The sequence below is a fragment of the Streptomyces sp. NPDC001381 genome (genome assembly GCF_042895685.1).
Taxonomy (GTDB): domain Bacteria; phylum Actinomycetota; class Actinomycetes; order Streptomycetales; family Streptomycetaceae; genus Streptomyces.
The window spans coordinates 129172-151689 of the sequence record NZ_JBIAWO010000014.1 but is presented as its reverse complement, the minus strand read 5'-3'; the positions used below and the strand labels follow the sequence as shown (position 1 = coordinate 151689).

General features: G+C 71.7%; 19 protein-coding genes. 12 read left to right on the top strand and 7 right to left on the bottom strand.

Annotated elements, in window-relative coordinates:
* Positions 1-91 precede the first annotated feature (91 nt).
* From ACFY2L_RS36125 to ACFY2L_RS36110, 4 genes are all read left to right on the top strand, one after another.
* Entirely contained in the window at positions 92-637 is a 546-nt protein-coding gene (locus tag ACFY2L_RS36125; protein ID WP_390659009.1) for a cysteine dioxygenase, read from the top strand.
* Positions 638-742: 105 nt separating this feature from the next.
* Positions 743-1726, top strand: coding sequence for a 2-phospho-L-lactate transferase (cofD, locus tag ACFY2L_RS36120; RefSeq protein WP_390659010.1), 984 nt, complete (start codon positions 743-745; stop codon positions 1724-1726).
* The gene (locus tag ACFY2L_RS36115; protein WP_390824449.1) at positions 1723-3033 is read left to right on the top strand and encodes a coenzyme F420-0:L-glutamate ligase; all 1311 of its coding nucleotides are present in this window, start codon (positions 1723-1725) and stop codon (positions 3031-3033) included. Before cofD ends, ACFY2L_RS36115 begins: the two co-directional genes overlap by 4 nt.
* Before the next feature lie 101 nt (positions 3034-3134).
* A complete protein-coding gene (locus ACFY2L_RS36110) occupies positions 3135-4187 on the top strand; it encodes a DNA-3-methyladenine glycosylase family protein (protein WP_390824448.1) in 1053 nt (350 codons plus the stop codon).
* A gap of 170 nt (positions 4188-4357) precedes the next feature.
* On the opposite strand, the gene ACFY2L_RS36105 is transcribed toward ACFY2L_RS36110, so the two are convergent.
* Together ACFY2L_RS36105 and ACFY2L_RS36100 are read right to left on the bottom strand one after the other, a co-directional pair.
* Positions 4358-5440: a sugar phosphate nucleotidyltransferase gene (locus tag ACFY2L_RS36105; RefSeq protein WP_390824447.1), complete on the bottom strand. Its 1083-nt coding sequence runs from the start codon at positions 5438-5440 to the stop codon at positions 4358-4360.
* Positions 5441-5696: 256 nt separating this feature from the next.
* Positions 5697-7115, bottom strand: coding sequence for a peptidoglycan recognition protein (locus ACFY2L_RS36100; RefSeq protein WP_390659014.1), 1419 nt, complete (start codon positions 7113-7115; stop codon positions 5697-5699).
* 162 nt (positions 7116-7277) lie between these two features.
* Between ACFY2L_RS36100 and ACFY2L_RS36095 the strand changes: the two genes are divergently transcribed.
* From ACFY2L_RS36095 to ACFY2L_RS36080, 4 genes are all read left to right on the top strand, one after another.
* Positions 7278-8036, top strand: coding sequence for a TIGR03089 family protein (locus tag ACFY2L_RS36095; RefSeq protein WP_390659015.1), 759 nt, complete (start codon positions 7278-7280; stop codon positions 8034-8036).
* Positions 8037-8365: 329 nt separating this feature from the next.
* A complete protein-coding gene (locus ACFY2L_RS36090; protein ID WP_390824446.1) occupies positions 8366-9568 on the top strand; it encodes an LCP family protein in 1203 nt (400 codons plus the stop codon).
* A 264-nt stretch (positions 9569-9832) separates the two neighbouring features.
* Complete coding sequence (locus ACFY2L_RS36085) at positions 9833-11605, top strand: LCP family protein (protein ID WP_390659017.1); 1773 nt, start codon at positions 9833-9835, stop codon at positions 11603-11605.
* A gap of 132 nt (positions 11606-11737) precedes the next feature.
* On the top strand, positions 11738-13315 hold the full coding sequence (locus ACFY2L_RS36080; protein ID WP_390824461.1) for an LCP family protein: 1578 nt from the start codon (positions 11738-11740) through the stop codon (positions 13313-13315).
* A gap of 28 nt (positions 13316-13343) precedes the next feature.
* Here ACFY2L_RS36080 and ACFY2L_RS36075 read toward each other — a convergent pair whose 3' ends face one another.
* The gene (locus ACFY2L_RS36075) at positions 13344-14378 is read right to left on the bottom strand and encodes a glycosyltransferase family 2 protein (RefSeq protein ID WP_390659018.1); all 1035 of its coding nucleotides are present in this window, start codon (positions 14376-14378) and stop codon (positions 13344-13346) included.
* Between the two features lie 231 nt (positions 14379-14609).
* Between ACFY2L_RS36075 and ACFY2L_RS36070 the strand changes: the two genes are divergently transcribed.
* Positions 14610-15989, top strand: coding sequence for an LCP family protein (locus ACFY2L_RS36070; RefSeq protein ID WP_390824445.1), 1380 nt, complete (start codon positions 14610-14612; stop codon positions 15987-15989).
* Positions 15990-16125: 136 nt separating this feature from the next.
* Positions 16126-16494: a four-helix bundle copper-binding protein gene (locus tag ACFY2L_RS36065; RefSeq protein ID WP_390659020.1), complete on the top strand. Its 369-nt coding sequence runs from the start codon at positions 16126-16128 to the stop codon at positions 16492-16494.
* A gap of 61 nt (positions 16495-16555) precedes the next feature.
* Here ACFY2L_RS36065 and ACFY2L_RS36060 read toward each other — a convergent pair whose 3' ends face one another.
* Both ACFY2L_RS36060 and ACFY2L_RS36055 read right to left on the bottom strand, forming a co-directional pair.
* A complete protein-coding gene (locus tag ACFY2L_RS36060; RefSeq protein ID WP_390659021.1) occupies positions 16556-17224 on the bottom strand; it encodes an HAD family hydrolase in 669 nt (222 codons plus the stop codon).
* Positions 17217-18506, bottom strand: coding sequence for an LCP family protein (locus tag ACFY2L_RS36055; protein ID WP_390824444.1), 1290 nt, complete (start codon positions 18504-18506; stop codon positions 17217-17219). The genes ACFY2L_RS36060 and ACFY2L_RS36055 overlap by 8 nt, the downstream gene beginning before the upstream one ends.
* A gap of 120 nt (positions 18507-18626) precedes the next feature.
* Between ACFY2L_RS36055 and ACFY2L_RS36050 the strand changes: the two genes are divergently transcribed.
* Positions 18627-19184 (top strand): acyl-CoA thioesterase, encoded by a 558-nt coding sequence (locus ACFY2L_RS36050; RefSeq protein ID WP_390659023.1) that lies wholly within the window; start codon positions 18627-18629, stop codon positions 19182-19184.
* 13 nt (positions 19185-19197) lie between these two features.
* On the opposite strand, the gene ACFY2L_RS36045 is transcribed toward ACFY2L_RS36050, so the two are convergent.
* Both ACFY2L_RS36045 and ACFY2L_RS36040 read right to left on the bottom strand, forming a co-directional pair.
* Positions 19198-19647 (bottom strand): SRPBCC domain-containing protein, encoded by a 450-nt coding sequence (locus ACFY2L_RS36045; RefSeq protein ID WP_390824443.1) that lies wholly within the window; start codon positions 19645-19647, stop codon positions 19198-19200.
* A 92-nt stretch (positions 19648-19739) separates the two neighbouring features.
* The gene (locus ACFY2L_RS36040) at positions 19740-20897 is read right to left on the bottom strand and encodes an acyl-CoA dehydrogenase (protein ID WP_390659025.1); all 1158 of its coding nucleotides are present in this window, start codon (positions 20895-20897) and stop codon (positions 19740-19742) included.
* Between the two features lie 201 nt (positions 20898-21098).
* On the opposite strand from ACFY2L_RS36040, the gene ACFY2L_RS36035 reads away from it, so the two are divergent.
* Positions 21099-22442, top strand: coding sequence for a UDP-glucose dehydrogenase family protein (locus tag ACFY2L_RS36035; RefSeq protein WP_390659026.1), 1344 nt, complete (start codon positions 21099-21101; stop codon positions 22440-22442).
* The last annotated feature ends 76 nt before the right edge of the window (positions 22443-22518 follow it).

Genomic DNA, 22518 nt, shown 5'->3' with positions numbered 1-22518 from the left:
ACCAGGGCGCCCCTGTCCCGTCCGTGATCCGGGCGGACGGTCCGTGACACCCAGCCACCCCCCACTCCTTCCGCGAGGAACACCCCATCCCATGAACAGCGACAGCGACCTGCAGATCGCGGGCGACATCCTCGAAGTCCCCCACCTCCTCCAGGCCCCCCGGGAGCACCCGGTCACCGTGGCCGAGTTCGTCGGCCTGGCCCGCTCCGTCGCCGCCGACCGCGCCCAGTGGGAGCACCTGGTCCGCTACGACGCGACGACCCGCTGGTACCACCGGCTGCGCACCGGCCCGGGCTACGAGGTGTGGCTGCTGTCCTGGGTGCCAGGACAGGGCAGCGGACTCCACGACCACGGCCCCTCCTCCGGTGTGCTGACCGTTCTGGACGGCGAGCTGACCGAGCGCACGGAGCGGGGCAACCGGGTGCTGGGGGCGGGCGCGCAGCGGGTGTTCGCTCCGGGGTACGCGCACGAGGTGGTCAACGACGCGCTGGAGCCGGCGGTGAGCCTGCACGTCTACTTCCCCGGCCTGACCGAGATGCCGATGCGCTCCCCGTCCCGGCTCGTCCCGGCCGCGGAACCCGTCCTCGCCTGCACCGCCCGCGACACCTACGACGAGGTGGACGCCGTCACCGCCTAGAGGGTGCCGGGGCGTGCCCCGTACGGGTGGCCGGGTTGTCCACGGGCGGGCGGTTGTCCACAACCGCCCGGCGGGTCGTCACGGCGGCCTGCGAGACTGGCTCCCATGCGCATTGTGGTTCTGGCAGGCGGCATCGGCGGTGCCCGGTTCCTGCGTGGTCTGAAGCGGGCCGTGCCGGACGCGGACATCACGGTCATCGGCAACACCGGCGACGACATCCATCTCTTCGGGCTGAAGGTCTGCCCGGACCTCGACACCGTGATGTACACGCTGGGCGGCGGCATCAACGAGGAGCAGGGCTGGGGGCGGGCCGACGAGACCTTCCACCTGAAGGAGGAGCTCGCCGCGTACGGCGTGGGGCCGGAGTGGTTCGGGCTGGGTGACCGGGACTTCGCCACCCACATCGTGCGGACGCAGATGATCGCCGCCGGGTATCCGCTGAGCGCGGTCACCGAGGCGCTGTGCGACCGGTGGAAGCCCGGCGTACGGCTGATCCCGATGACGGACGACCGGGTCGAGACCCATGTGGCCGTCACGCTGCCCGACAGCGGCTCGGCCGCCGGCTCGGGGGAGCGCAAGGTGATCCACTTCCAGGAGTACTGGGTGCGGCTGCGGGCATCGGTACCGGCGGAGGCGGTCGTGCCGGTCGGGGCCGAGCAGGCGAAGCCGGCGCCCGGCGTGCTCGAGGCGATCGCCGCGGCGGACGTGGTGCTGTTCCCGCCGTCGAACCCGGTCGTCTCCATCGGCACGATCCTCGCGGTGCCCGGCATCCGCGAGGCGATCGCCGAGGCCGGGGTGCCGGTGGTGGGCCTGTCCCCCATCGTCGGGGACGCGCCCGTGCGGGGCATGGCCGACAAGGTGCTCGCGGCGGTCGGCGTGGAGTCGACGGCCGCGGCGGTCGCCGAGCACTACGGCTCCGGGCTGCTCGACGGCTGGCTCGTGGACAGCGTGGACGCGGCGTCCGTGGAGCGGATCGAGGCGGCCGGCATCCGCTGCCGGGCCGTCCCGCTGATGATGAGCGATCCCGACGCGACCGCGCGGATGGCCCGGGAGGCGCTGACGCTGGCGGAGGAGGTGCGGACGGCGTGAGCGGGCCGGCCGAGAGGGGGTACCGGGTCTGGGCCGTGGCCGGGCTGCCCGAGGTGCAGGCCGGGGACGACCTCGCCAAGCTGATAGCCGCCGCCGAGCCCGGCCTGGCCGACGGGGACGTGCTGCTGGTGACGTCGAAGATCGTGTCCAAGGCCGAGGGGCGCGTCGTACGGGCGGACGACCGGGAGGCCGCGATCGACGCCGAGACCGTACGGGTCGTGGCGCGGCGCGGGGCGCTGCGGATCGTCGAGAACCGGCAGGGGCTGATCATGGCCGCGGCGGGCGTCGACGCCTCCAACACCCCCGCGGGGACGGTGCTGTTGCTGCCCGAGGATCCGGACGCGTCCGCGCGGGCGATCCGGGACGGGCTGCGGGACGCGCTCGGTGTCGACGTCGGTGTCGTGGTCACCGACACCTTCGGGCGGCCCTGGCGCGCGGGCCTCACGGACGTGGCGATCGGCGCCGCCGGGGTGCGGGTGCTGGACGATCTGCGCGGGGGCACGGACGCGTACGGCAATCCGCTGAGCGCGACGGTCGTCGCGACGGCGGACGAGCTGGCGGCGGCCGGGGATCTGGTCAAGGGCAAGGCGGCCGGACTGCCGGTCGCCGTGGTGCGGGGGCTGCCCCATGTCGTGGGCGACGAGGCCGGCGACGGGGCGCGGGCGCTGGTGCGGGGGGCGCGGGAGGACATGTTCCGGCTCGGGACGTCCGAGGCGGTGCGGCTGGCGGTGACCCAGCGGCGGACGGTGCGGTCCTTCACCGACGAGCCGGTGGACCCCGGGGCGGTGCGGCGGGCGGTCGCCGCGGCGGTGACGGCGCCGGCGCCGCATCACACGACGCCGTGGCGGTTCGTGCTGCTGGAGTCGGCGCGGGCGCGGACGCGGTTGCTGGACGCGATGCGGGACGCGTGGGTCGCGGATCTGCGGCGGGACGGGAAGTCCGAGGAGTCGATCGCCAAGCGGATACGGCGGGGCGACGTGCTGCGGCATGCGCCGTACCTGGTGGTTCCGTGCCTGGTGATGGACGGGTCGCACACGTACGGGGACCCGCGGCGGGACGGGGCCGAGCGGGAGATGTTCGTCGTCGCGGCCGGGGCCGGGGTGCAGAACTTCCTGGTGGCGCTGGCCGGGGAGCGGCTGGGGTCGGCGTGGGTGTCGTCGACGATGTTCTGCCGGAACGTGGTGCGGGAGGTGCTGGGGCTGCCGCGGGAGTGGGATCCGATGGGGGCGGTGGCGGTCGGGCATGCGGCGGAGGAGCCTCGGGCCCGGGCGGCGCGGGAGGTGGAGGCGTTCATCGAGGTGCGGTGAACGGCACCGGTCCCGGTACGCCCGCTCTCGTGGGGACCCTCGTACTCTCGTAGGGTCCCTGTGGATTCCCCCAGGACCTCAGCCGTGTCAGGACGATAGCCGTGTCAGGACGATTCGCTCCCCGGCCCACGCGTACGACCGTGCGCGGGGGGCATGTCGGTGTGCCTGGCGGGGCTCGTGGTGGGGTTTCCGGCGGAGTGCCTCGGCCCGCGCGCGAGGCTGCGGCTGCGGCTGTGCGGAGGCTCGTGCGGGAGTGGGTGCCGGAGGGGCCGGTCGATCTGGGGCTGGTGCTGGGGCCTCTGCGGCGCGGGGCCGGGGATCCGACGTTCCGGGCGATGCCCGACGGGTCGGTGTGGCGGGCCAGTCTGACGCCCGTCGGGCCCGGGACCCTGCGGGTCTCGGTGCTGCCCGGTGAGGGCGCCGTGCGCGGAGAGGCGTGGGGACCCGGGGCGGAGTGGCTGCTGGAGCAGTTGCCCGAGCTGCTCGGGGCGGCCGATGAGCCGGAGGCGTTCGTGCCGCGGCACCGGGTGGTGGCGGTGGCGCGGCACCGGCGGCCGGGGTTGCGGCTGACGCGGACCGGGCTGGTGCTGGAGTCGTTGATCCCGTCGATTCTGGAGCAGAAGGTCACGACCGACGAGGCCTATCGGGCGTGGCGGTCGCTGGTGCGGAAGTTCGGGGAGCCGGCGCCGGGGCCTGCGGCGGGTGGGCGGCTGTGGGTGATGCCCGCGGCGCGGACGTGGGCGTTGATTCCGTCGTGGGAGTGGCATCGGGCGGGCGTCGACAACAAGCGGGCCTCGACGATTCTGCGGGCCGTGCGGGTGGCGGGGCGGATGGAGGAGGCGGTGCGGATGCCGGCGGAGGAGGCGCGGGCCCGGTTGGAGGTCGTGCCGGGGATCGGGCCGTGGACGTCGGCGGAGACGGTCCAGCGCAGTCATGGGGCGGCGGATGCGGTGACCGTGGGGGATCTTCATCTGCCGGGGATCGTGGGGTGGGCGCTGGCTGGGGACCGGGACGCGGACGACGCGGTGATGTTGGAGTTGCTGGAGCCGTATGCGGGACAGCGGCACCGGGCGGCTCGGCTGATCCTGCTGAGCGGGCGGGTGCCGGAGCGGAGGGCTCCGCGGATGCGGCGGGGGGACATCGGGGCGTTGTGAAGGGTGGGGGGCGGGCCTCGGGGTCCTCGCCCCCGCCGCCCTTGCCCTTGCCCTTCCCGGGGCCCCGCCCCGTGCCCCGCTGGAGGCTGCGCCCCCAGGCCCCGCTTCAGCCCCGGACGGGCCTCGTCCTCACACGCCGGACGGGATGCAGGGCACCGGACGGGCCAGGACTACTGGTCCGAGGAGAAGCGGACCGCTCCTGCCGGGATCCGGGCGTCGCACCAGATCCTCGCGCCCTCGCGGAGTTCGTTGTCGGGGCCGACCACGGCGCCGTCGCCGATGACCGTGCCGGTGAGGACGGAGCGTTCGCCCACGCGGGCGCGGGTGCCGATGAGGGAGTCGGTGATGACGGCGCCCGGTTCGATGACGGCGCCGGGGAGGATCGTGGAGCCGAAGACCCTCGCGCCCTCCGCCACGAACGCGCCCTCGCCGACCACCGTGCCGCCCGTCAGCTTGGCGTCCGCCGCGACCCTGGCGGTCGGGAGGATCAGACGGTCGCCGCAGCGGCCGGGGACCGCCGGCGACGGGGCGCGGCCGAGGACGAGGTCCGCCGAGCCCCGTACGAAGGCCGCGGGGGTGCCGAGGTCCAGCCAGTAGGTGGAGTCGACCATGCCCTGGAGGTGGGCCCCGGCGGAGAGGAGGTCGGGGAACGTCTCGCGTTCCACCGAGACGGGGCGGCCCAGCGGGATGGTGTCGATGACCGAGCGCCGGAAGACGTACGCGCCCGCGTTGATCTGGTCGGTGACGATCTCCTCGGGGGTCTGCGGCTTTTCCAGGAACGCCAGGACCTTGCCCGTCCCGTCCGTGGGGACCAGGCCGTAGGCCCGGGGGTCCGTCACCTTCGTGAGGTGCAGCGACACGTCCGCCGACGTCGCCTCGTGGGTGGCCACCAGCCGTCTGATGTCCAGGCCCGTGAGGATGTCGCCGTTGAAGACCAGCACCGGGTCGTCGGGGGCCGAGTGCAGCCGGGACGCCACGTTGCGGATCGCGCCGCCCGTGCCGAGGGGTTCCTCCTCCGTCACGTACTCGATGTGGAGGCCCAGGGACGAGCCGTCGCCGAAGTACGGTTCGAAGACCTCCGCCAGATAACTCGTCGCGAGGACGATGTGGTCCACGCCCGCCGCCTTCGCCCGCGCCAGTTGGTGCGTGAGGAACGGCACCCCCGCCGCCCTGACCATGGGCTTGGGCGTGTGCACCGTGAGCGGGCGCAGCCGGGTGCCCTTGCCGCCGACCAGGAGGATCGCTTCTGTCACCTTCGTCTCTGCTTCCTGCCGGGACCGGCCGAACTGTCATTCGACCGGCCAGTGTATGCAGACCGTCGTGTGGCGCTTTCCAGGCCGTGCGGTGTTCCGTCCCAGTCCCGAGGGGACTGTCCCCCCGACGGCTGATGAAATGTGCCCCCACCTGGATGTGTCTCCGGCCGTTCGGGTGCGTCCGGCCCTGCCGGGACCGGTGCGGTCACTCCGGGGGCCTCCCCCGGCCCCCGGAACTCCCGGTCCTCTCCCCCGCTCAGCGGCCCTGGTAGGACGCCGCGGTCGAGCGGGCCGAGCCGAGCTTGCCGTAGAGCTGCTTGCCGGGGCATTCCGTGGCGAAGCCGTCCCGATGGCCGGAGATCACATTCAGTCGTACGTTCTTTCCCTTTGCGTAGAGATTGCCACCCCCGGACTTCAGGTATGTCTTTCCTTTCGGATTGGCCCCGAAGAGGCCGAGCTTCCATGCCGTCAGACGGGCGATCGCCTTGACCGTGGCCGAGTTGGGCTTGGCGGAGGTGTACGTGCCGAGGACGGCGATCCCCATGCTGTTGGTGTTGAAACCGAGGGTGTGGGCGCCCATGACGGCCTTCGTCACCCCGCCGGCGCGGCCCTCGTAGATGGTTCCGCACTTGTCGATGAGGAAGTTGTAGCCGATGTCGCGCCAGCCCATGCTCTTGACGTGGTAGCGGTAGATACTGCGGATGACGGACGGGGCCTGGGAGCACTTGTAGTTGTTGCCCGTCGCCGTGTGGTGCACGAAGGCCGCCTTGACCGTCGTCGTGTAGCGGAAGCCCGTCTCCCGCATCGTCTCGTCCGCACCCCAGCCGCGCCGCGTGACGATGGTCGGCCGCGGGCCGATGTAGGGATTCGCCCGCTTTTTCTTCTTCTTCGTCAAGTCGCCGCCGCGCGGGGAGACAAGCTCCCGCCGGGTCTGCTCGCGGTTCAGGGCGGGGATCTCCGCGGCACCGAGGGGGGCGAGGTCCGCGTTGGCGGCGGAGGCGGCCACGGCCTCGCGGGTGGCCGGGGCCGCGGTTGCGGCGGCCGGCAGGGCCCGGCTGCGCGGCGGTCCCACCGGGACGTGCGCGGGGGCGGCGGCACCGGGGTCGACCAGTTCCAGACGCAGGCCGGCCGGCAGCGGGGCGGGGGCGGAGAGCGTACGGACTCCCCGGCCCGTCTCCTCCGTACGGCTGCGGGTGTCGGGGTGGACGCGGACCTCGACGCCGTCGGAGTCGCCGACCCACAAGGGGGCGGTGGCGCCGCGGACATGGCCCGAGGAGCGTTCGGCGGTGCCGGGGTCGGCGCCGTGGTCGGCGTTGTGGGTCTCCACGTCCTGCCAGCCGGACCAGGCGTTGCCGCCCGCCGGCCGGGTGCGCACCTGGACGCGGCCGTGCAGTTCGTCGTCCGGGTCGTCCCAGACGACGCCGAGGAGGGAGAAGCGCCGCACGTCACGGCGGGGCAGGCCCTGGTCGGCGCGGCCGAGCGTGCGGTCGCGGGCGAGGGGGGTGAGGGGCAGCGACTGGGTGCTGCCGGGGAGGGACGAGGCTCTGGTGTCGGCGGTGCCGGCCTCCGCGGTCGGCGCCGGTCGCACTGCCGCCGCCGTGGCGGGCGACGTCAGTGGCAGGGCGAGGGCGGCCGCGCAGGTGACACCGATCGAAGTAGCAAGCAATCCACGCATGCGAACGATCCTGGACATAGTCATACATATCTGTCCATCGGTGATGTGACGGGCCGTCGGACGTGTTCCGCCGAACCGGTGGCCGCGCGAGCGCCCGTCGTTCGGCCGAACCGGTGGCCCGGTGGTGGGTGCGGCGGCGGCCCGGCGCGTACGCTTGCGCGGGTGAACGCCACCGATCGCACCCCTGCCGACCTGCTGCGATCCGCGCTCGCCGCGGATCCCGCGCGCCCCCTGGTGACTTTTTACGACGACGCCACGGGCGAGCGGGTCGAATTGTCCGTGGCCACCTTCGCCAACTGGGTGGCCAAGACCTCGAACCTCCTCCAGGACGGGATGTCCGCCGAACCCGGTGACCGGGTCGCGCTGCTGCTGCCCGCGCACTGGCAGACCGCGGTGTGGCTGCTGGCGTGCGCGTCGGTGGGGGTGGTCGCGGACGTGGACGGGGATCCGGCGCGGGCGGACTTCGTCGTGGCCGGGCCGGGGCGGTTCGAGGCGGGGCTCGCGTGCGGCGGGGACCGGTACGCGCTCTCGCTCGCCCCGCTGGGGCGGCGGTTCGTGCCGGCGCCGCCGGACGGGTACGCCGACTACGCCGTGGAGGTCCCGACGTACGGCGACCGCTTCGTGCCGTACGCCCCTGTCGACCCCGAGGCGCCCGCGCTCGTCGTGGCCGGGGCGGAGTACACCGGGGCGGAGATCGTGGAGCGGGCGCGGGCCGGGGCGGGAGGGCTGGGGCTGACGGGGCCCGGGGCGCGGCTGCTGTCCGGGCTGCCGTACGACACCTGGGACGGTCTGAGCGCCGGGCTCTACGCGCCTCTGGCGAGCGGCGGGTCCGTGGTGCTGTGCCGGAATCTGGGGGAGGCGGGGGAGGAGGCCGTGGCCAAGCGGATCGAGAGTGAGCGGGTCACGGCTACCGCCAGGTAGGGCGGTGGGCCGCGGGCCGCTGGCCGCGGGGGTGCCGGAAGGGTTCGCCCCCGCCGCCCCTTCCCGTCCCGTCCCCAGGGGCTCCGCCCCTTCGGTCCCGCTGGGGGCTGCCGCCCCCAGGCCCCCGCTTCGGCCCTGAACGGGCCTCGTCCTCAAACGCCGGACGGGCTGACTTGCCGTGACCGGCGCTCCCGAGGCCACGCCGACCGTGCGGGGTTCACCCGGTCGGGTCAGTCCCGGCCGCGGGGCGGGGCGGGGCGGGGGATCGTCGTAGGAGCAGCGCGACACGCTCGTACGACCGACCGGACGCGGGAGGGGGTGAGCCGGACGTGAGCGGTTCCTCGGACATACGCCGGCCTCTGGGGCCGGGAGCCGGGGCCTCCGCCGACGGGCGGGGGCTGGTACGGCGGCGCCGGCGGTGGGTGGCGTACGGGGCGGGTGCCGTGGCGCTGCTGCTCGTGGGGAGCGGGGTGGTCGGGTGGGTGCTGTACGCGAAGCTCGACGGGAACATCACGCCCGACGAGGCGGCCGCGGCGGAGCTCGCGCGGTACGCGAAGGAGCGGCCGACCGCGCTGGTGAAGGACGCGCAGAACGTACTGCTGATCGGGTCGGACTCGCGGGCCGGGGCCGACAACGGCCAGTACGGGACGGACTCGGGCACCGAGCGGTCGGACACCACGATCCTGCTGCATCTGTCCGGCGGACGGCACAGCGCGACCGCCGTGTCCCTTCCGCGCGATCTGATGGTGGACGTGCCGGCCTGCCGGCGGCGGGACGGGACGCGCGGCGAGCCCATGTTCGCGATGTTCAACTACGCCTTCGAGACGGGGGGTTCGGCCTGCACCATCCGGACGGTGGAGAAGCTGACCGGGGTGCGGATCGACCATCACGTCGTCGTCGACTTCAGCGGGTTCAAGGACCTGGTCGACTCCGTCGACGGAGTCCAGGTGTGCCTGCCGGAGCCCATCGTCGACCGGGCCGCCAAGCTGCGGCTGCCCGCGGGGAGGGTGACGCTGGACGGGGAGCAGGCGCTCGGGTACGTCCGCGCCCGCAAGTCCCTCGGGAACGGCAGCGACACCGAGCGGATGGACCGGCAGCAGCGGTTTCTCGCGGCGCTCGTCGACAAGGTGCAGAGCAACGACATCCTGCTGAATCCGGTGAAGCTGTATCCGGTGCTGGACGCGGCCACGTCCTCTCTCACCACCGACCCGGATCTGGCGAGTCTGCGCGGACTCTACGAACTCGTGCGCGGCCTGCGCGACATTCCCACCGAACAGGTGCAATTCCTGACCGTTCCGCGGGAGTCGTACGTCTACAACGCCAATCGCGACCAACTCGTGCAGCCGGAGGCGGAAAAACTCTTCGAACAGCTGCGCACCGACGGCCCGGTGCGGGTTTCTCACCGACTTCCCATGAAATCGGGCTCTGCGGAGTCGGGCGATCACGGACCGTACGGACTGCGGACCGCCTCCCCCACGCCACCGGCGCCGACGTTCCGCGGAAACACCGCCGCCGACGACGGCTGCGGGTAAAGCGCTTGCCAAGTCGCATGGCCGCGACGAACCCCGGTCCAAAGAAATGGGGCGGATTGCCCGGTTGTAGGGACGTGGAATTTGTCACGGCCGTCGCTCCACGTTGAACTGGGCGGATAGTGTGAGCGATCCGGTGCACCCGGCCGCGAGGTCCGTCCTGGGGTCGTGCACTGAATGACCGAGTGAGACTGAGTGACCTTGACGACCCGAGCGCCTTTTGAGGGGGAAAGGCGCCGCGTGGCCCCGACGGAGGATTCGGAAACCGTGGACGCGCAAGGCCGTGGGCGGGCGGACGACATCGATCCCGCAGACCAGTGGGTGCTCAATCCGGACACCGGCGAATACGAACTGCGACTGACCCCTTCCGCACCGCAGTCGGCGGTTCCCGGACCCCGCAGAGCCGCCTCCCGTACGAAGACACCGGCCGGGGCCCCGGGCGCGGCGCGCGGCCGCACGGCGGCACCGCCGGACCGGGAGTCACCGGCGGAGGCGGCGGACCGGGTTCCGGGGCCGCGGCGCCGGCGGGGCGTGCCGGAGGAGCCGTTGCCGAACCGGCGCGGACGCCGGCCGGTGAAGAAGAAGTCGAAGACGAAGAAGATCCTGCTGTGGACCGGCGGGACGATGGCCTTCGTGCTCGTCGGTACGGCCGCCGCGGCCTATCTCTACCTCGAGCACCTCAACGACAACATCACGGCCGTCTCCGACGACGGCGCGAGCACCGGTGGCTTCAGCAAGGACAAGGCGATCAACATCCTGCTGATCGGCACCGACAAGCGCACCGGCTCCGGCAACAAGGGCTACGGCGACACCGACAGCGTCGGCCACGCGGACACCACGATCCTGCTGCACGTCTCCAAGGACCGTACGAACGCGACCGCGTTGAGCATTCCGCGCGACCTGATCGTGGACATCCCGGACTGCCCGACCACGATGGAGGACGGCACCACCAAGGTCATCAAGGGCGAGGAGGGCGTCCGCTTCAACACGAGCCTCGGCCAGGAGGAGCGCACGCCGAGCTGCACCGTGCGCACGGTCACCGAGCTGACCGGCATCCAGGCGGACAACTTCATGGTGGCCGACTTCAACGCGGTCAAGACGCTGACCTCGGCCGTCGGCGGCGTCGAGGTGTGCCTGGCCAAGGACATCGACGACCCGGACTCGCACCTGAAGCTGTCCAAGGGCACGCACACCATCGAGGGCGAGCAGGCGCTGGCCTTCCTGCGCACCCGGCACTCGGTGGGCTTCGGCGGCGACCTGAGCCGGATTCAGCTGCAGCAGCAGTTCCTCAGCTCGCTGATGCGCAAGCTGAAGTCGAACGACACGCTGACCAGCCCCACCAAGATGATCGACCTGGCGGAGGCGGGCACCAAGGCGCTGACCGTCGACTCCCAGCTGGACAGCATCGGCAAGCTCAAGGACCTGGGCCTGGAGCTCGGCAAGCTCAACGTGAAGAACCTGACCTTCACCACCGTCCCGGTGGTCGACAATCCGGCGGAGAAGGTCAAGGCGACGGTCGTCCTCAACGACAGCACCGCGCCCACCGTCTTCCAGATGATCAAGGACGATGTCTCCTTCACCGAGGTGAAGAAGAAGGCGAAGGCGTCCAAGGACGCGGCCGCCGCCGAGGCCGAGGCCCGGCTCAAGGGCACCAAGTCCGCGGCCTCCGAGGTCCGCGTGCGGATCATGAACGGCGGAGCCGCGGCCGGCAGCGCACAGGAGACTCTTAACTGGCTGCAGAATGATGAGGGCGTGACGAAGTCCGAGAACGCGGGCAACGCGCCGAAGGAACTGAGCAGGACGACACTCGAGTACGACCCGGACCAGGCGGACCAGGCTCGCAGGCTCGCCGCCATCATGGGGCTGCCCGGGACGGCGCTGAAGCCGGGTGAGAGCGTCGAGAACGCCCAGGGTCTGCCGACGATGACGCTGACGCTGGGCAAGGACTTCAAGGGCGCGGGCGTCTCGCTCACGGCGGCGACGGAGGTGCCGGACTCGGTCCAGAAGTCCACCGCGGACAAGGTCGAGTGCGCCAAGTAGGTAACCCTACGGGCCCGTCGTGCGTCTGACTTGACGCGGGACGGGCCCGTGTCAGGCGCACGGCGGGGAGGGGCAGGGGAATTGGCGACGACAAGCGGGGTACGGGGTGAGGTGCCGCCGGTCGAGGACACGATGTCCCTGACACCGGTGGACAAGGACGCGGCGGACGGCGGCGGCCTCAGAGGCGACCGCGGCGGGGACCGCAAGCGGCGCAGACGGCGTGTCCTGCGCTGGTCGGCGACCGTGCTGGCGGTGGTCATACTCGGCGGCGCGGGGGCCGGATACCTCTACTACGAGCACCTCAACGCCAACATCAAGAGCGACGACCTCAACCTCGGCGACGCCAAGGACCGCGCGGCCAAGACGCAGGCCAACGCGGCCGGGCAGACCGCGCTGAACATCCTGCTGATCGGCTCGGACGCGCGGGACACCGCGGAGAACCAGAAGCTGGGCGGCGCGCGGGACACGTACGGCGGCACCCCGCTCGCGGACGTCCAGATGCTGCTGCACGTCTCGGCGGACCGCAGCAACATGTCCGTGGTGAGCATGCCGCGCGACACGCTCGTCGACATCCCCAAGTGCACGGACCCGGACACGAAGAAGACGTACGCGGCGAGCACCCGGACGATGACCAACGAGTCGCTGGGCCGCGGCGGCCCGGGCTGCACGGTGGCCACCTGGGAGAAGCTCACCGACATCCACATCGACCACTTCATGATGATCGACTTCTCGGGTGTGGTGTCGATGGCGGACGCCATCGGCGGCGTCCCGGTGTGCGTGGACGCCAACGTCTACTCGCACACCAGCACCGGCAAGGGCTCCGGTCTGAAGCTGGAGGAGGGCACCCACTCCATCAAGGGCAAGCAGGCCCTGCAGTGGCTGCGCACCCGCTACGGCTTCGAGGACGACACCGACCTCGCCCGCGCGAAGGCGCAGCACATGTACATGAACTCGATGGTCCGCGAGCTGCGCGCCAACGCCAAGCTGACCAACCCCAACAAGCTGCGCAAGCTCGCCGAGGCGGCCACGAAGGCGATCACCGTCGACGACGGCCTGGGCACCATCACCAAGATGTACGACCTGGCGGGCGAGTTGCAGAAGGTGCCCACCGAGCGCATCACGATGACGACGATGCCGAACGCGTACGACACCGTGCAGACCGGGCGGGTGGTGCCCACCGAGGACGCCACGAAGCTGTTCCGGCTGGTGCGCGAGGACATAGCGCTCGACGGCAAGGACGAGAAGAAGACCACCGCCAGCCCCTCGCCGACGGTCACGGACACGGCCGCCGCGGACGGGGAGATCGCGGTGCAGGTGCACAACAGCACCCGTACGGGCACCTATGCCCCCGTCTCCGGCCGGGCGACCGCGGTGACCGAGCTGCTGAAGGACAAGGGCTTCACCGAGGCCGTCGCGGACACCTCCGCGGCCTCCTCCGAGGAGACCACGGTGATCCGCTACCCGAGCGCCGACCTCCAGGCCGACGCGCAGCGGGTCGCCAAGGCCCTCGGCATTCCGGCGAGCCAGGTGAAGAAGTCCACCGACGTCTCCGGCATCACGCTCTACGTGGGCGGCGACTGGCGGTCCGGCACCAAGTACGAGGCGCCGGAGAAGGACGAGGACGACAACACGACGCCCAAGTCGGCGCAGGCGATGAACGGCGCCGACGACACGCAGTGCATGCACGTGGACCCGAACTACACCTGGTAGTCCGGGCCCTGGTGCCGTCCGGCGGTGGTCAGCTCGACGAGCTGCTGAGAACCGCCGGGCGGCGCGACGCGATGACCTTCTTCGCCAGCGACCTCGGGCTGGTCAGGAAGCCGAACCCCCACGACATGTGCATGGTGGCCAGGGCGACGGGTATCCGGAGCCGTGCCTTCAGCGGCAGCCCCCTGCCGGCCGGCACCGATCCCGCGACGATCGCCGCGAGGTATCCGCCGGGGATCAGGAACCCGAGCGGGGTGACGGCGGCGCCCACGACCAGACCGGCGGCCATCGCGCAGACCGCGGTGGGCGGGGCGAGGTAGCGCAGGTTGATGGAGCCCTCGTGGTAGCGGGCGACGACGTGCCGCCAGCGGCCGTAGTCCTTGTACTGCTTGGCGAGCGCCTTCACGCTGGGCCGCGGCCGGTACGACACCCTCAGCTCCGGCGAGAACCAGATCAGCCCGCCGGCCTCCCGGATACGGAAGTTCAGCTCCCAGTCCTGGGCGCGGATGAACTCCTCGTTGTACCCGCCCTGCTGCTCCAGCGCCTGGCGCCGGAACACCCCCAGGTACACGGTCTCGGCGGGGCCGGCCTGTCCTCCCGTGTGGAAGGCGGCGTTGCCCACGCCGATCTTCGAGGTCATGGCGGCGGCGACCGCGCGCTCCCAGTCGTTCTCGCCCTCGGCGTGCATGATGCCGCCGACGTTCTGCGCGCCGGTCTCCTCCAGGAGCCGTACGGCGGTGGCGATGTAGTCCGGGGAGAGCATGCCGTGCCCGTCGACGCGGACCACGACCGGATGCCGTGAGGCCTTGATCGCGGCGTTGAGGGCGGCGGGCGTGCGGCCGGTGGGATTGGGCACGGTGTGGACGCGCGCGTCTTCCGCGACGAGCTCGGCGGCGATCTCGTCCGTGCGGTCCGTGGACGGACCGAGGGCGATCACGACCTCCATCTCGCCGGCGTACTCCTGCGCGAGGATCGCTTGGACGGCTCCGCGCAGATGCCGCTCCTCGTTGAGGACGGGCATGATGACGGACACGGCGGGGAGCTGCACGTCGGGCTTGGCGTTCATAGGGGGCTCACGTTACCGCGAACGGGGGACACGGGTGCGCCCCGCCGGGTGCGCTGCCCCGGGCGACAGATCGTACGGGCCTACGGTACTCACGGCTCCCCCGCCCGGGCCCGTACGGCCCAGGCCGTCGCCCGGAGGTGTCCCGTCATGCCCACCCCACCGCACCGGCCCCGGCGCCGACCGCCGCGCCCCCCGGTCCGCCCCGTTCGCAGGAGAGGTCCCCGCTGGGTCATGCGGGCGGCGACCACACTCTCCGTCGTCGTCCTGGCCTCGGCCGGGATCGGGCACTCCGTGGTCACCAGCCTCGATGCGGACATCGCCCGCGTCGACCCCTTCAAGGACATGAAGAACCGGCCGCGGGCCGGTCACGGCATGAACGTCCTGCTGGTCGGCACCGACGGGCGGGACAAGATCACGGAGGCCGAGCGGCGGCGGTTCCGGCTCGGCGGCGCGCCCTGCCACTGCACCGACACGATCATGATCGTGCACATCTCGGAGGACCGGGAGCGGGCCAGCGTGGTCAGTCTGCCGCGCGACTCGTACGCCGAGACACCTCCGCACACCGACCAGAACAGCGGCGACGAGCACCGCGGCCACCCCATCAAGCTCAACGCGGCGTACGCGGAGGGGGGCCCGCAGCTGACCGTGCGCACGGTCGAGAGCATGACGCGCGTGAAGATCGACCACTATCTGGAGGTGGACTTCACCAGCTTCATGAAGACGGTGGACGTGCTGGGCGGGGTGAAGATCTGCACCGCGCAGCCCCTGAGGGACACGTACACGGGTCTGGACCTGGCGCCGGGCGAGCACACCCTGCGGGGCGGCGCGGCCCTGCAGTACGTCCGTTCCCGGCACGCGGACGCCTCCTCCGACCTGGGCCGGATGAAGCGTCAGCAGCGCTTCCTGGCCTCACTGGTGGACCAGGCGACGTCGTCCGGGATCCTGCTGAACCCGCTGAAGTTCCGGGACGTGACGCGGGCCGTGCTGGGTTCGGTCCGCGCGGACCGCGGCTTCGGCACGGACGAACTCCTCGACCTGGGCCGGGCGATGCGCACCTTCTCCCCCGCCTCCTCCGAGTTCACCACGGTGCCGATCGGCCGGATGGGCCTCGCCGTCCCGGGCATCGGCTCGACCCTGAAATGGGACCCGGTGAAGGCGGAACGCCTCTTCCGGTCCCTGCGCGAGGACAAGCCCCTCGCGACGACCCCGCCGCGGCCCGGGCCCAGCCCGCGCGAGGAGGCCGTGCCGGTGGAGGTGGCGCCGCGGCAGATCCGGGTCCAGGTCGAGAACGGCACGACGACGAAGGGCCTGGGCAGGCGCGTGGACGAGGCCCTCGCGGCCACGGGCTTCCGTACGACCCACCGCCCGGTCGACGCCCCCGGCCGGACCCTCCGGCGCACGGTCGTCCTCCACGACCCCCGCTGGGACCGCTCGGCCAGGTCCCTGGCCGCCGCCCTGCCCGGCAGCGAACTCCGCCCGTCCCCGGGACTCGGCCCGGTCCTGAAGGTCCTCGCGGGCGCGGACTTCCGCACGGTGCGGAAGGTGCGGGCGCAGGAGCCGGTGGGGCGGGAGTCGGAAGTGGTGCGGGGGAACGAGGTGGGGTGCGCCTAGAGCGTGCCGGGCGCCACCTCCGCGACAGGGCCGGTAGGGCCGAAGGAGCGCACCCCGATGGCGGACGGGGCCGTGGGGGCGTAGGACGGAAGTGCACGGGGCCCGCCCCCGGGCCCCTCACCCCCCAGGAGGAGCCATGACCATGCACCAGTCCGGAGCCATGACGGCCATGAGCAAGGAGATGCAGGACTGCGTCCAGGCGTGCATGTCCTGCCACAGCGTCTGCGAGGAGACCATGAGCTCCTGCATGCAGATGGGCGGCCAGGCCCAGATGCAGATCATGCGCGCGCTGATGGACTGCTCCGAGATGACCCGCATGTGCGCCGACATGATGATGCGGCGCTCGCCCATGTCGGCCGAGATGTGCGCGATGTGCGCCAAGGCCTGCGACATGTGCGCCGAGGCGTGTATGTCCATGCCGGACGATCCGCAGATGATGCGCTGCGCGGAGGCGTGTCGCCGCTGTGCCGAGATGTGCCGCACGATGGCGGGCGCCCGGATGTGATCCGCGCCTGAACACGGCTCAGGGGCACCCGCCCGGGTGCCCCTGAGCCATGGCCGCGCTCTCACCCGAACAGCGGCTCCAGCTCGCGCTCCAGGTCCGCCGGCGCACGGAAGTGGACGGCCCGCATGCCCAGTGCGGCGGCCGCCGCGACGTTCTCCGGGCTGTCGTCCACGAACAGGCACCGCTCCGGCCGTACGCCCGCCCGGGCCGCCCCGAGCTCCAGGATGCGCGGGTCGGGCTTGGCGAGGCCGACGCGGGCGCTGCTGACGACGTCGTCGGCGAGGTCGGTGAGGCCCATCGCGGCCAGGTCGGCCTCCAGGCCGGTCGTCGCGTTGCTGACGAGGACGAGCGGTACCCGGGTGCGGGCCCGGCGCAGCAGCGCGACCACGTCGTGGTCGGCGTGGAACGGCGACTCCAGCAGCGCGGTGCCGAGCGACCAGGCCGTCTCCTCGTCCTCCACCAGCCCGGCGAGCCCCTGGGCGATGGCGGCCACCCACTCCTGCTCGGTGATCCGCCCGAGCAGCAGCGGCCCGTCGACCTCGGGGGAGAACGCCACCTTCTTGGTGGTGCCCTCCGCCAGCCCGCAGGCGCGTTCCAGCGCCTCCAGGTGGGCGGAGTCGAAGTGGCGGATCACATTGTCGATGTCACAGAGCACGGCGTCGAAGGGGCGGCCGGACGGATGTCCGTCACCGGGCCGGCCGGCGGCCCGGTCGATGATCCCGTCAGTCACTCGTCACCGTGACCTTCTCGTCGTTGTTCAGCTCCTCCACCAGCTTCTTCACCTTCGTCTTGTCCCAGACGAGGTTGCCGCCGGAGGAGCCCGAGATCGGCATGTTCATCGACACGCCGTCGCCGCCGTTGACGCCCTTCATGGCGAAGAACATGGACCCGAGGTCGTACAGCCCCATGTCCTTGTCGACGATCAGGGAGTCCAGGCCGGCGCCCATCGTCGGGTACAGCTTGAAGGGGTTCAGGACCGTCGACGGGGTCGCCACCTGGTGGGCGAGGGCGGCGAGGAACTTCTGCTGGTTCTTGGTGCGCTCGAGGTCGGACGCGGCGAAGGCGTGCCGGGTCCGGACGAAGGCGAGCGCCTCCTCGCCGTTCAGCGTCTGCTTGCCCGCCTGGAAGTCGGCGCCCGAGTACTTGTCCTTGAACGCCTTGTCGATGGTGATCTCGACGCCGCCGACCGCGTCCACGATGTTCGCGAACCCGGCGAAGCCGATCTCGACGTAGTGGTCGATGTGCAGCCCGGTGTTGTACTCGACCGTGCGGACGAGCAGTTCGGGGCCGTCCTCCGCGTAGGCCGCGTTCAGCTTCACGTGCCGGCCGGTGCCCTTGTAGGTCTTGCCGGACTCCGAGCCCACGTACGTCGGGATCTCCACGTCCGAGTCGCGGGGCAGCGAGATCAGCGTGTCGCCGTTGGACCCGACGTGCAGGATCATCATCGAGTCGGTGCGCTTGCCCTCGGCGGAGCCGGTGTGCAGCTCCTTCTTGTCCGCGGCGGACAGGCCCTCACGGCTGTCGGAGCCGACGATCAGGTAGTTGGTGCCCTCGCCGGTCCCGGGCCGGTCGATGACCTTCGACAGGTCGACCTCGCGGCGCAGCTTTCCGTCGGCCCAGAAGTAGGTGCTCACCGTGGTGACGAGCAGCACGGCGGTGACGGTGATCGCGGTCCACTTGATGCGGCGGCGCCAGTCCGGCGCGGGGCGGGCGCCCTGCGGGTACGCGCCGCCCGGTCCGCCCGGCTCACCCGGGCCGCCGGGCGCGCCGTAGACGTGGCCCGTGCTGTAGCCGCTGTCGTACCCGGTCTGCTGGGCGTTGGTGTAGTCGCCGTACCCCTGGCCGTTGACGTACGACGGCTGCTGCGGGACGCCGGGGCTGTGCGGCGGGGCGGCCGGGCCGCGGCGGACCTGGCGCATGACGCGCGCGCTCTCCGGCTGGGCACCGGCGCTGCCGCTTCCGTAGCGGGGGCCGCCGTTGTTGTCGGACCATCCCTCGGGCCAATCGTTCATGCGCCCCAGTGTGCCGGTCCGGGCCGTGTCCCTTACAAGGGGCGTCGGAGAATCAGGGCCCCGCTGTTGCCAAGCTGACACAAAATCCCGGGTTGTCCCCCTCGGCATAAGGTGGAGGTCATGACAGACCAGGTCACCGCAGCGGACTCGGGAAACCCGGACATCCCGGGCAAGCCCACCTCCGCCTCCCGCACCACCCTCAGCCACATCATGACCCACAACGACACCAACCTTCTGGGGACGGTGCACGGCGGTGTGATCATGAAGCTCGTCGACGACGCGGCGGGCGCCGTGGCAGGCCGGCACTCCGGCGGCCCCGCCGTCACCGCGTCCATGGACGAGATGGTGTTCCTGGAGCCGGTCCGCGTCGGTGACCTCGTCCATGTCAAGGCCCAGGTCAACTGGACCGGCCGGACCTCGATGGAGGTCGGTGTCCGGGTGCTGGCCGAACGCTGGAACGAGTCCACCCCGCCCACCCAGGTCGGCTCGGCCTATCTGGTCTTCGCCGCCGTGGACGCCGACGGCAAGCCCCGCACGGTCCCGCCGGTCGTCCCCGAGACGGAGCGCGACAAGCGCCGCTACCAGGAGGCCCAGATCCGCCGTACACACCGGCTGGCGCGCCGGCGGGCGATCAGGGAGCTGCGGGAACGGCGGATCGCCGAGGGCTACGAGGACTGACGTCCGCCGCAGTTCAGGGCGGGCTGAGCAGCCGCTCCAGCTTGCCGAAGCTCTGGGTCCAGCCCTCCTCGTGCAGGGCGCGGCGCCGTTCGGTGGCGAATTCCCCCTGGGTGAGCACCAGCCCGGCCGCGCCTTCGCCCAGGTCGCGCAGCTCCAGCGTCACCACCGTCTCCCTGTCCTCGGGGTCGGGCTCCTCCCAGCGGAAGGTGTAGCGCAGCAGCCGCGGGGGGTCGACGTCGAGGAACTCGCCCGCCAGATGGAACAGGGCGCCCTCGGGCGGCCGCATGTCGATCCGGTAGGCCCCTCCCGGCCGGAGGTCGCTCTCCACGGCCGGGATGGTGAACCCGTCGGGCCCCCACCACCGGGCGAGCTCCCGCGGTTCGGTCAGGGCGCGGAACACCTCCGCCGACGCGGCGGGCAGCTCGCACCGCAGATGCAGCACCAGCCCGGCGTCGTTCGTCATGACTCCATCGTGACCGCGGGTACCCTCGCACGCACGTCGCCCTCCGGCCGGTGACCCGGCGGAGGGCGACGGACGGCACTTCGGGGCGGACCCTACGGCAGGTTGCGCGCCATGACGATGCGCTGGACCTGGTTCGTGCCCTCGTAGATCTGGGTGATCTTGGCGTCGCGCATCATGCGCTCGACCGGGTAGTCGCGGGTGTAGCCGTACCCGCCGAGGAGCTGGACGGCGTCCGTGGTGACCTCCATCGCCACGTCCGAGGCGAAGCACTTGGCGGCCGCGCCCTGGAAGGTGAGGTCGGCGTCGCCGCGCTCGGACTTGGCGGCCGCCGCGTACGTCAGCTGACGGGCGGCCTCGATCTTCATGGCCATGTCGGCGAGCATGAACTGGATGCCCTGGAAGTCGGCGATCGGCTTGCCGAACTGCTTGCGCTCCTGGACGTAGCCCTTGGCGTAGTCGAAGGCGCCCTGCGCGACGCCGAGGGCCTGGGCCGCGATGGTGATGCGGGTGTGGTCGAGGGTCGCCATGGCCGTCGCGAAGCCGGTGCCCTCCTCGCCGATCATCCGGTCGGCGGGGATGCGGACGTTGTCGAAGTAGACCTCGCGGGTCGGGGAGCCCTTGATGCCCAGCTTCTTCTCCGGGGCGCCGAAGGACACGCCCTCGTCGGACTTCTCGACGACGAACGCCGAGATGCCCTTGGAGCGCTTGGTGGGGTCGGTGACGGCCATCACCGTGTAGTACTCGGAGACGCCGGCGTTGGTGATCCAGCGCTTCACGCCGTTGAGTATCCAGTGGTCGCCGTCACGGACCGCCTTGGTCTTCATACCGGCCGCGTCCGAACCGGCGTCCGGCTCGGAGAGGCAGTACGAGAACATCGCGTCGCCCTTGGCCAGCGGCGTCAGGTACTTCTTCTTCAGGTCCTCGGAGCCGGAGAGGATCACCGGCAGCGAGCCCAGCTTGTTCACCGCGGGGATCAGCGAGGAGGAGACGCAGGCGCGGGCCACCTCCTCGATGACGATCACCGTCGCCAGGGCGTCCGCGCCCGCGCCGCCGTACGACTCGGGTACGTGCACCGCGTGCAGGTCGCTCGCCACCAGCGCGTCCAGCGCCTCCTGCGGGAACCGGGCCTCCTCGTCCACCGCGGCGGCGTACGGCGCGATCTTCGCCTCGGCCAGGGAGCGGATGGCGTCGCGGAGCATGTCGTGCTCCTCGGACGGGCGGTACAGGTCGAAGTCAGCCGATCCGGCCAAGATTGCTCACGCTCCAAAGACGCTGCGATTACCGACGCTAATTACCGTTAAGTAACTCAAATTTTAGAGCCCCTACCGCGCGTCTGACACGTGAGGTGGACAACAAGGGGAAGCCTTGGGGGGAAAGCGCCCGGTGAGGGGCTCCGGCCCGCCCCGATATGCTCGGGCGCGCACCCCCGGCTTAACTTTCCTGGAGCGTCCATGAGCCTCAAGATCACCGTGATCGGCACCGGCTATCTCGGGGCCACGCATGCCGCGGCCATGGCCGAATTGGGCTTCGAGGTGCTCGCCCTGGACGTCGTCAAGGAGAAGATCGAGAAGCTGGAGCGCGGCGAGACGCCCATGTACGAGCCGGGGCTGGAGGAGCTGCTGCGGCGGCACGTCGCCGGGTTCGAGGGCTCCACCGGGCGGCTGCGCTTCACCCTGGACTGGGCCGAGGTGGGCGCCTTCGGCGACATCCACTTCGTGTGCGTGAACACCCCGCAGAAGCACGGCGAGTACGCCTGCGACATGTCGTACGTCGAGTCGGCGATCGGCTCGCTCGCGCCGCATCTGACCCGGCCCGCGCTCGTCGTCGGCAAGTCGACCGTGCCCGTGGGCTCCGCCGAGCGCCTCGCCCGGACGATCGCCGAGCTGGCGCCCGCGGGGGCCGATGCCGAGCTGGCCTGGAACCCGGAGTTCCTGCGGGAGGGGTTCGCCGTCGACGACACCCTGCACCCGGACCGGATCGTCGTCGGCGTGCGCAGCGAGCGGGCCGAGAAACTGCTGCGCAAGGTGTACGCCACCCCGATCAAGGAGGGTTCGCCGTTCGTCGTCACCGACTTCCCGACGGCCGAACTGGTGAAGACCTCCGCGAACTCCTTCCTCGCCACGAAGATCTCCTTCATCAACGCGATGGCGGAGGTGTGCGAGGCCGCCGGCGGTGACGTCGCCAAGCTGGCCGAGGCCATCGGTCACGACGACCGCATCGGCAGGAAGTTCCTGCGGGCGGGGATCGGCTTCGGGGGCGGCTGCCTCCCCAAGGACATCCGGGCCTTCATGGCCCGCGCCGGTGAGCTCGGCGCCGACCAGGCGCTGACCTTCCTGCGCGAGATCGACTCCATCAACATGCGCCAGCGCGGCCAGATGGTGGAGCTGGCGCGGGAGGCCCTCGGCGGCGGCCCCTTCCTGGGCCGCCGGGTCGCCGTGCTGGGCGCCACCTTCAAGCCGGACTCGGACGACGTACGGGACTCGCCCGCGCTGAACGTCGCCGGGCAGATCCACCTCCAGGGCGGCCAGGTGACCGTCTACGACCCCAAGGGGATGGAGAACGCCCGGCGGGTGTTCCCGACCCTCGGGTACGCCTCCTCGGCCCTGGAGGCCGTACGGGGCGCCGACGTCGTCCTGCACCTGACCGAGTGGCGGGAGTTCCGTGAGCTGGACCCGGCGGCGCTCGGGGAGGTCGCGGCGGCCCGGCTGATCCTCGACGGGCGCAACGCGCTCGACCCGGCGCTGTGGCGCAAAGCGGGCTGGACGTACCGGGCGATGGGCCGGCCCACGGCCTGAGGGCAGGGTGACGCCGGTTCGGCCGAGGCTCAGTCGGCCGAACCGGCGTCTGCCTGCATTCTGCCGCACCCGGGAG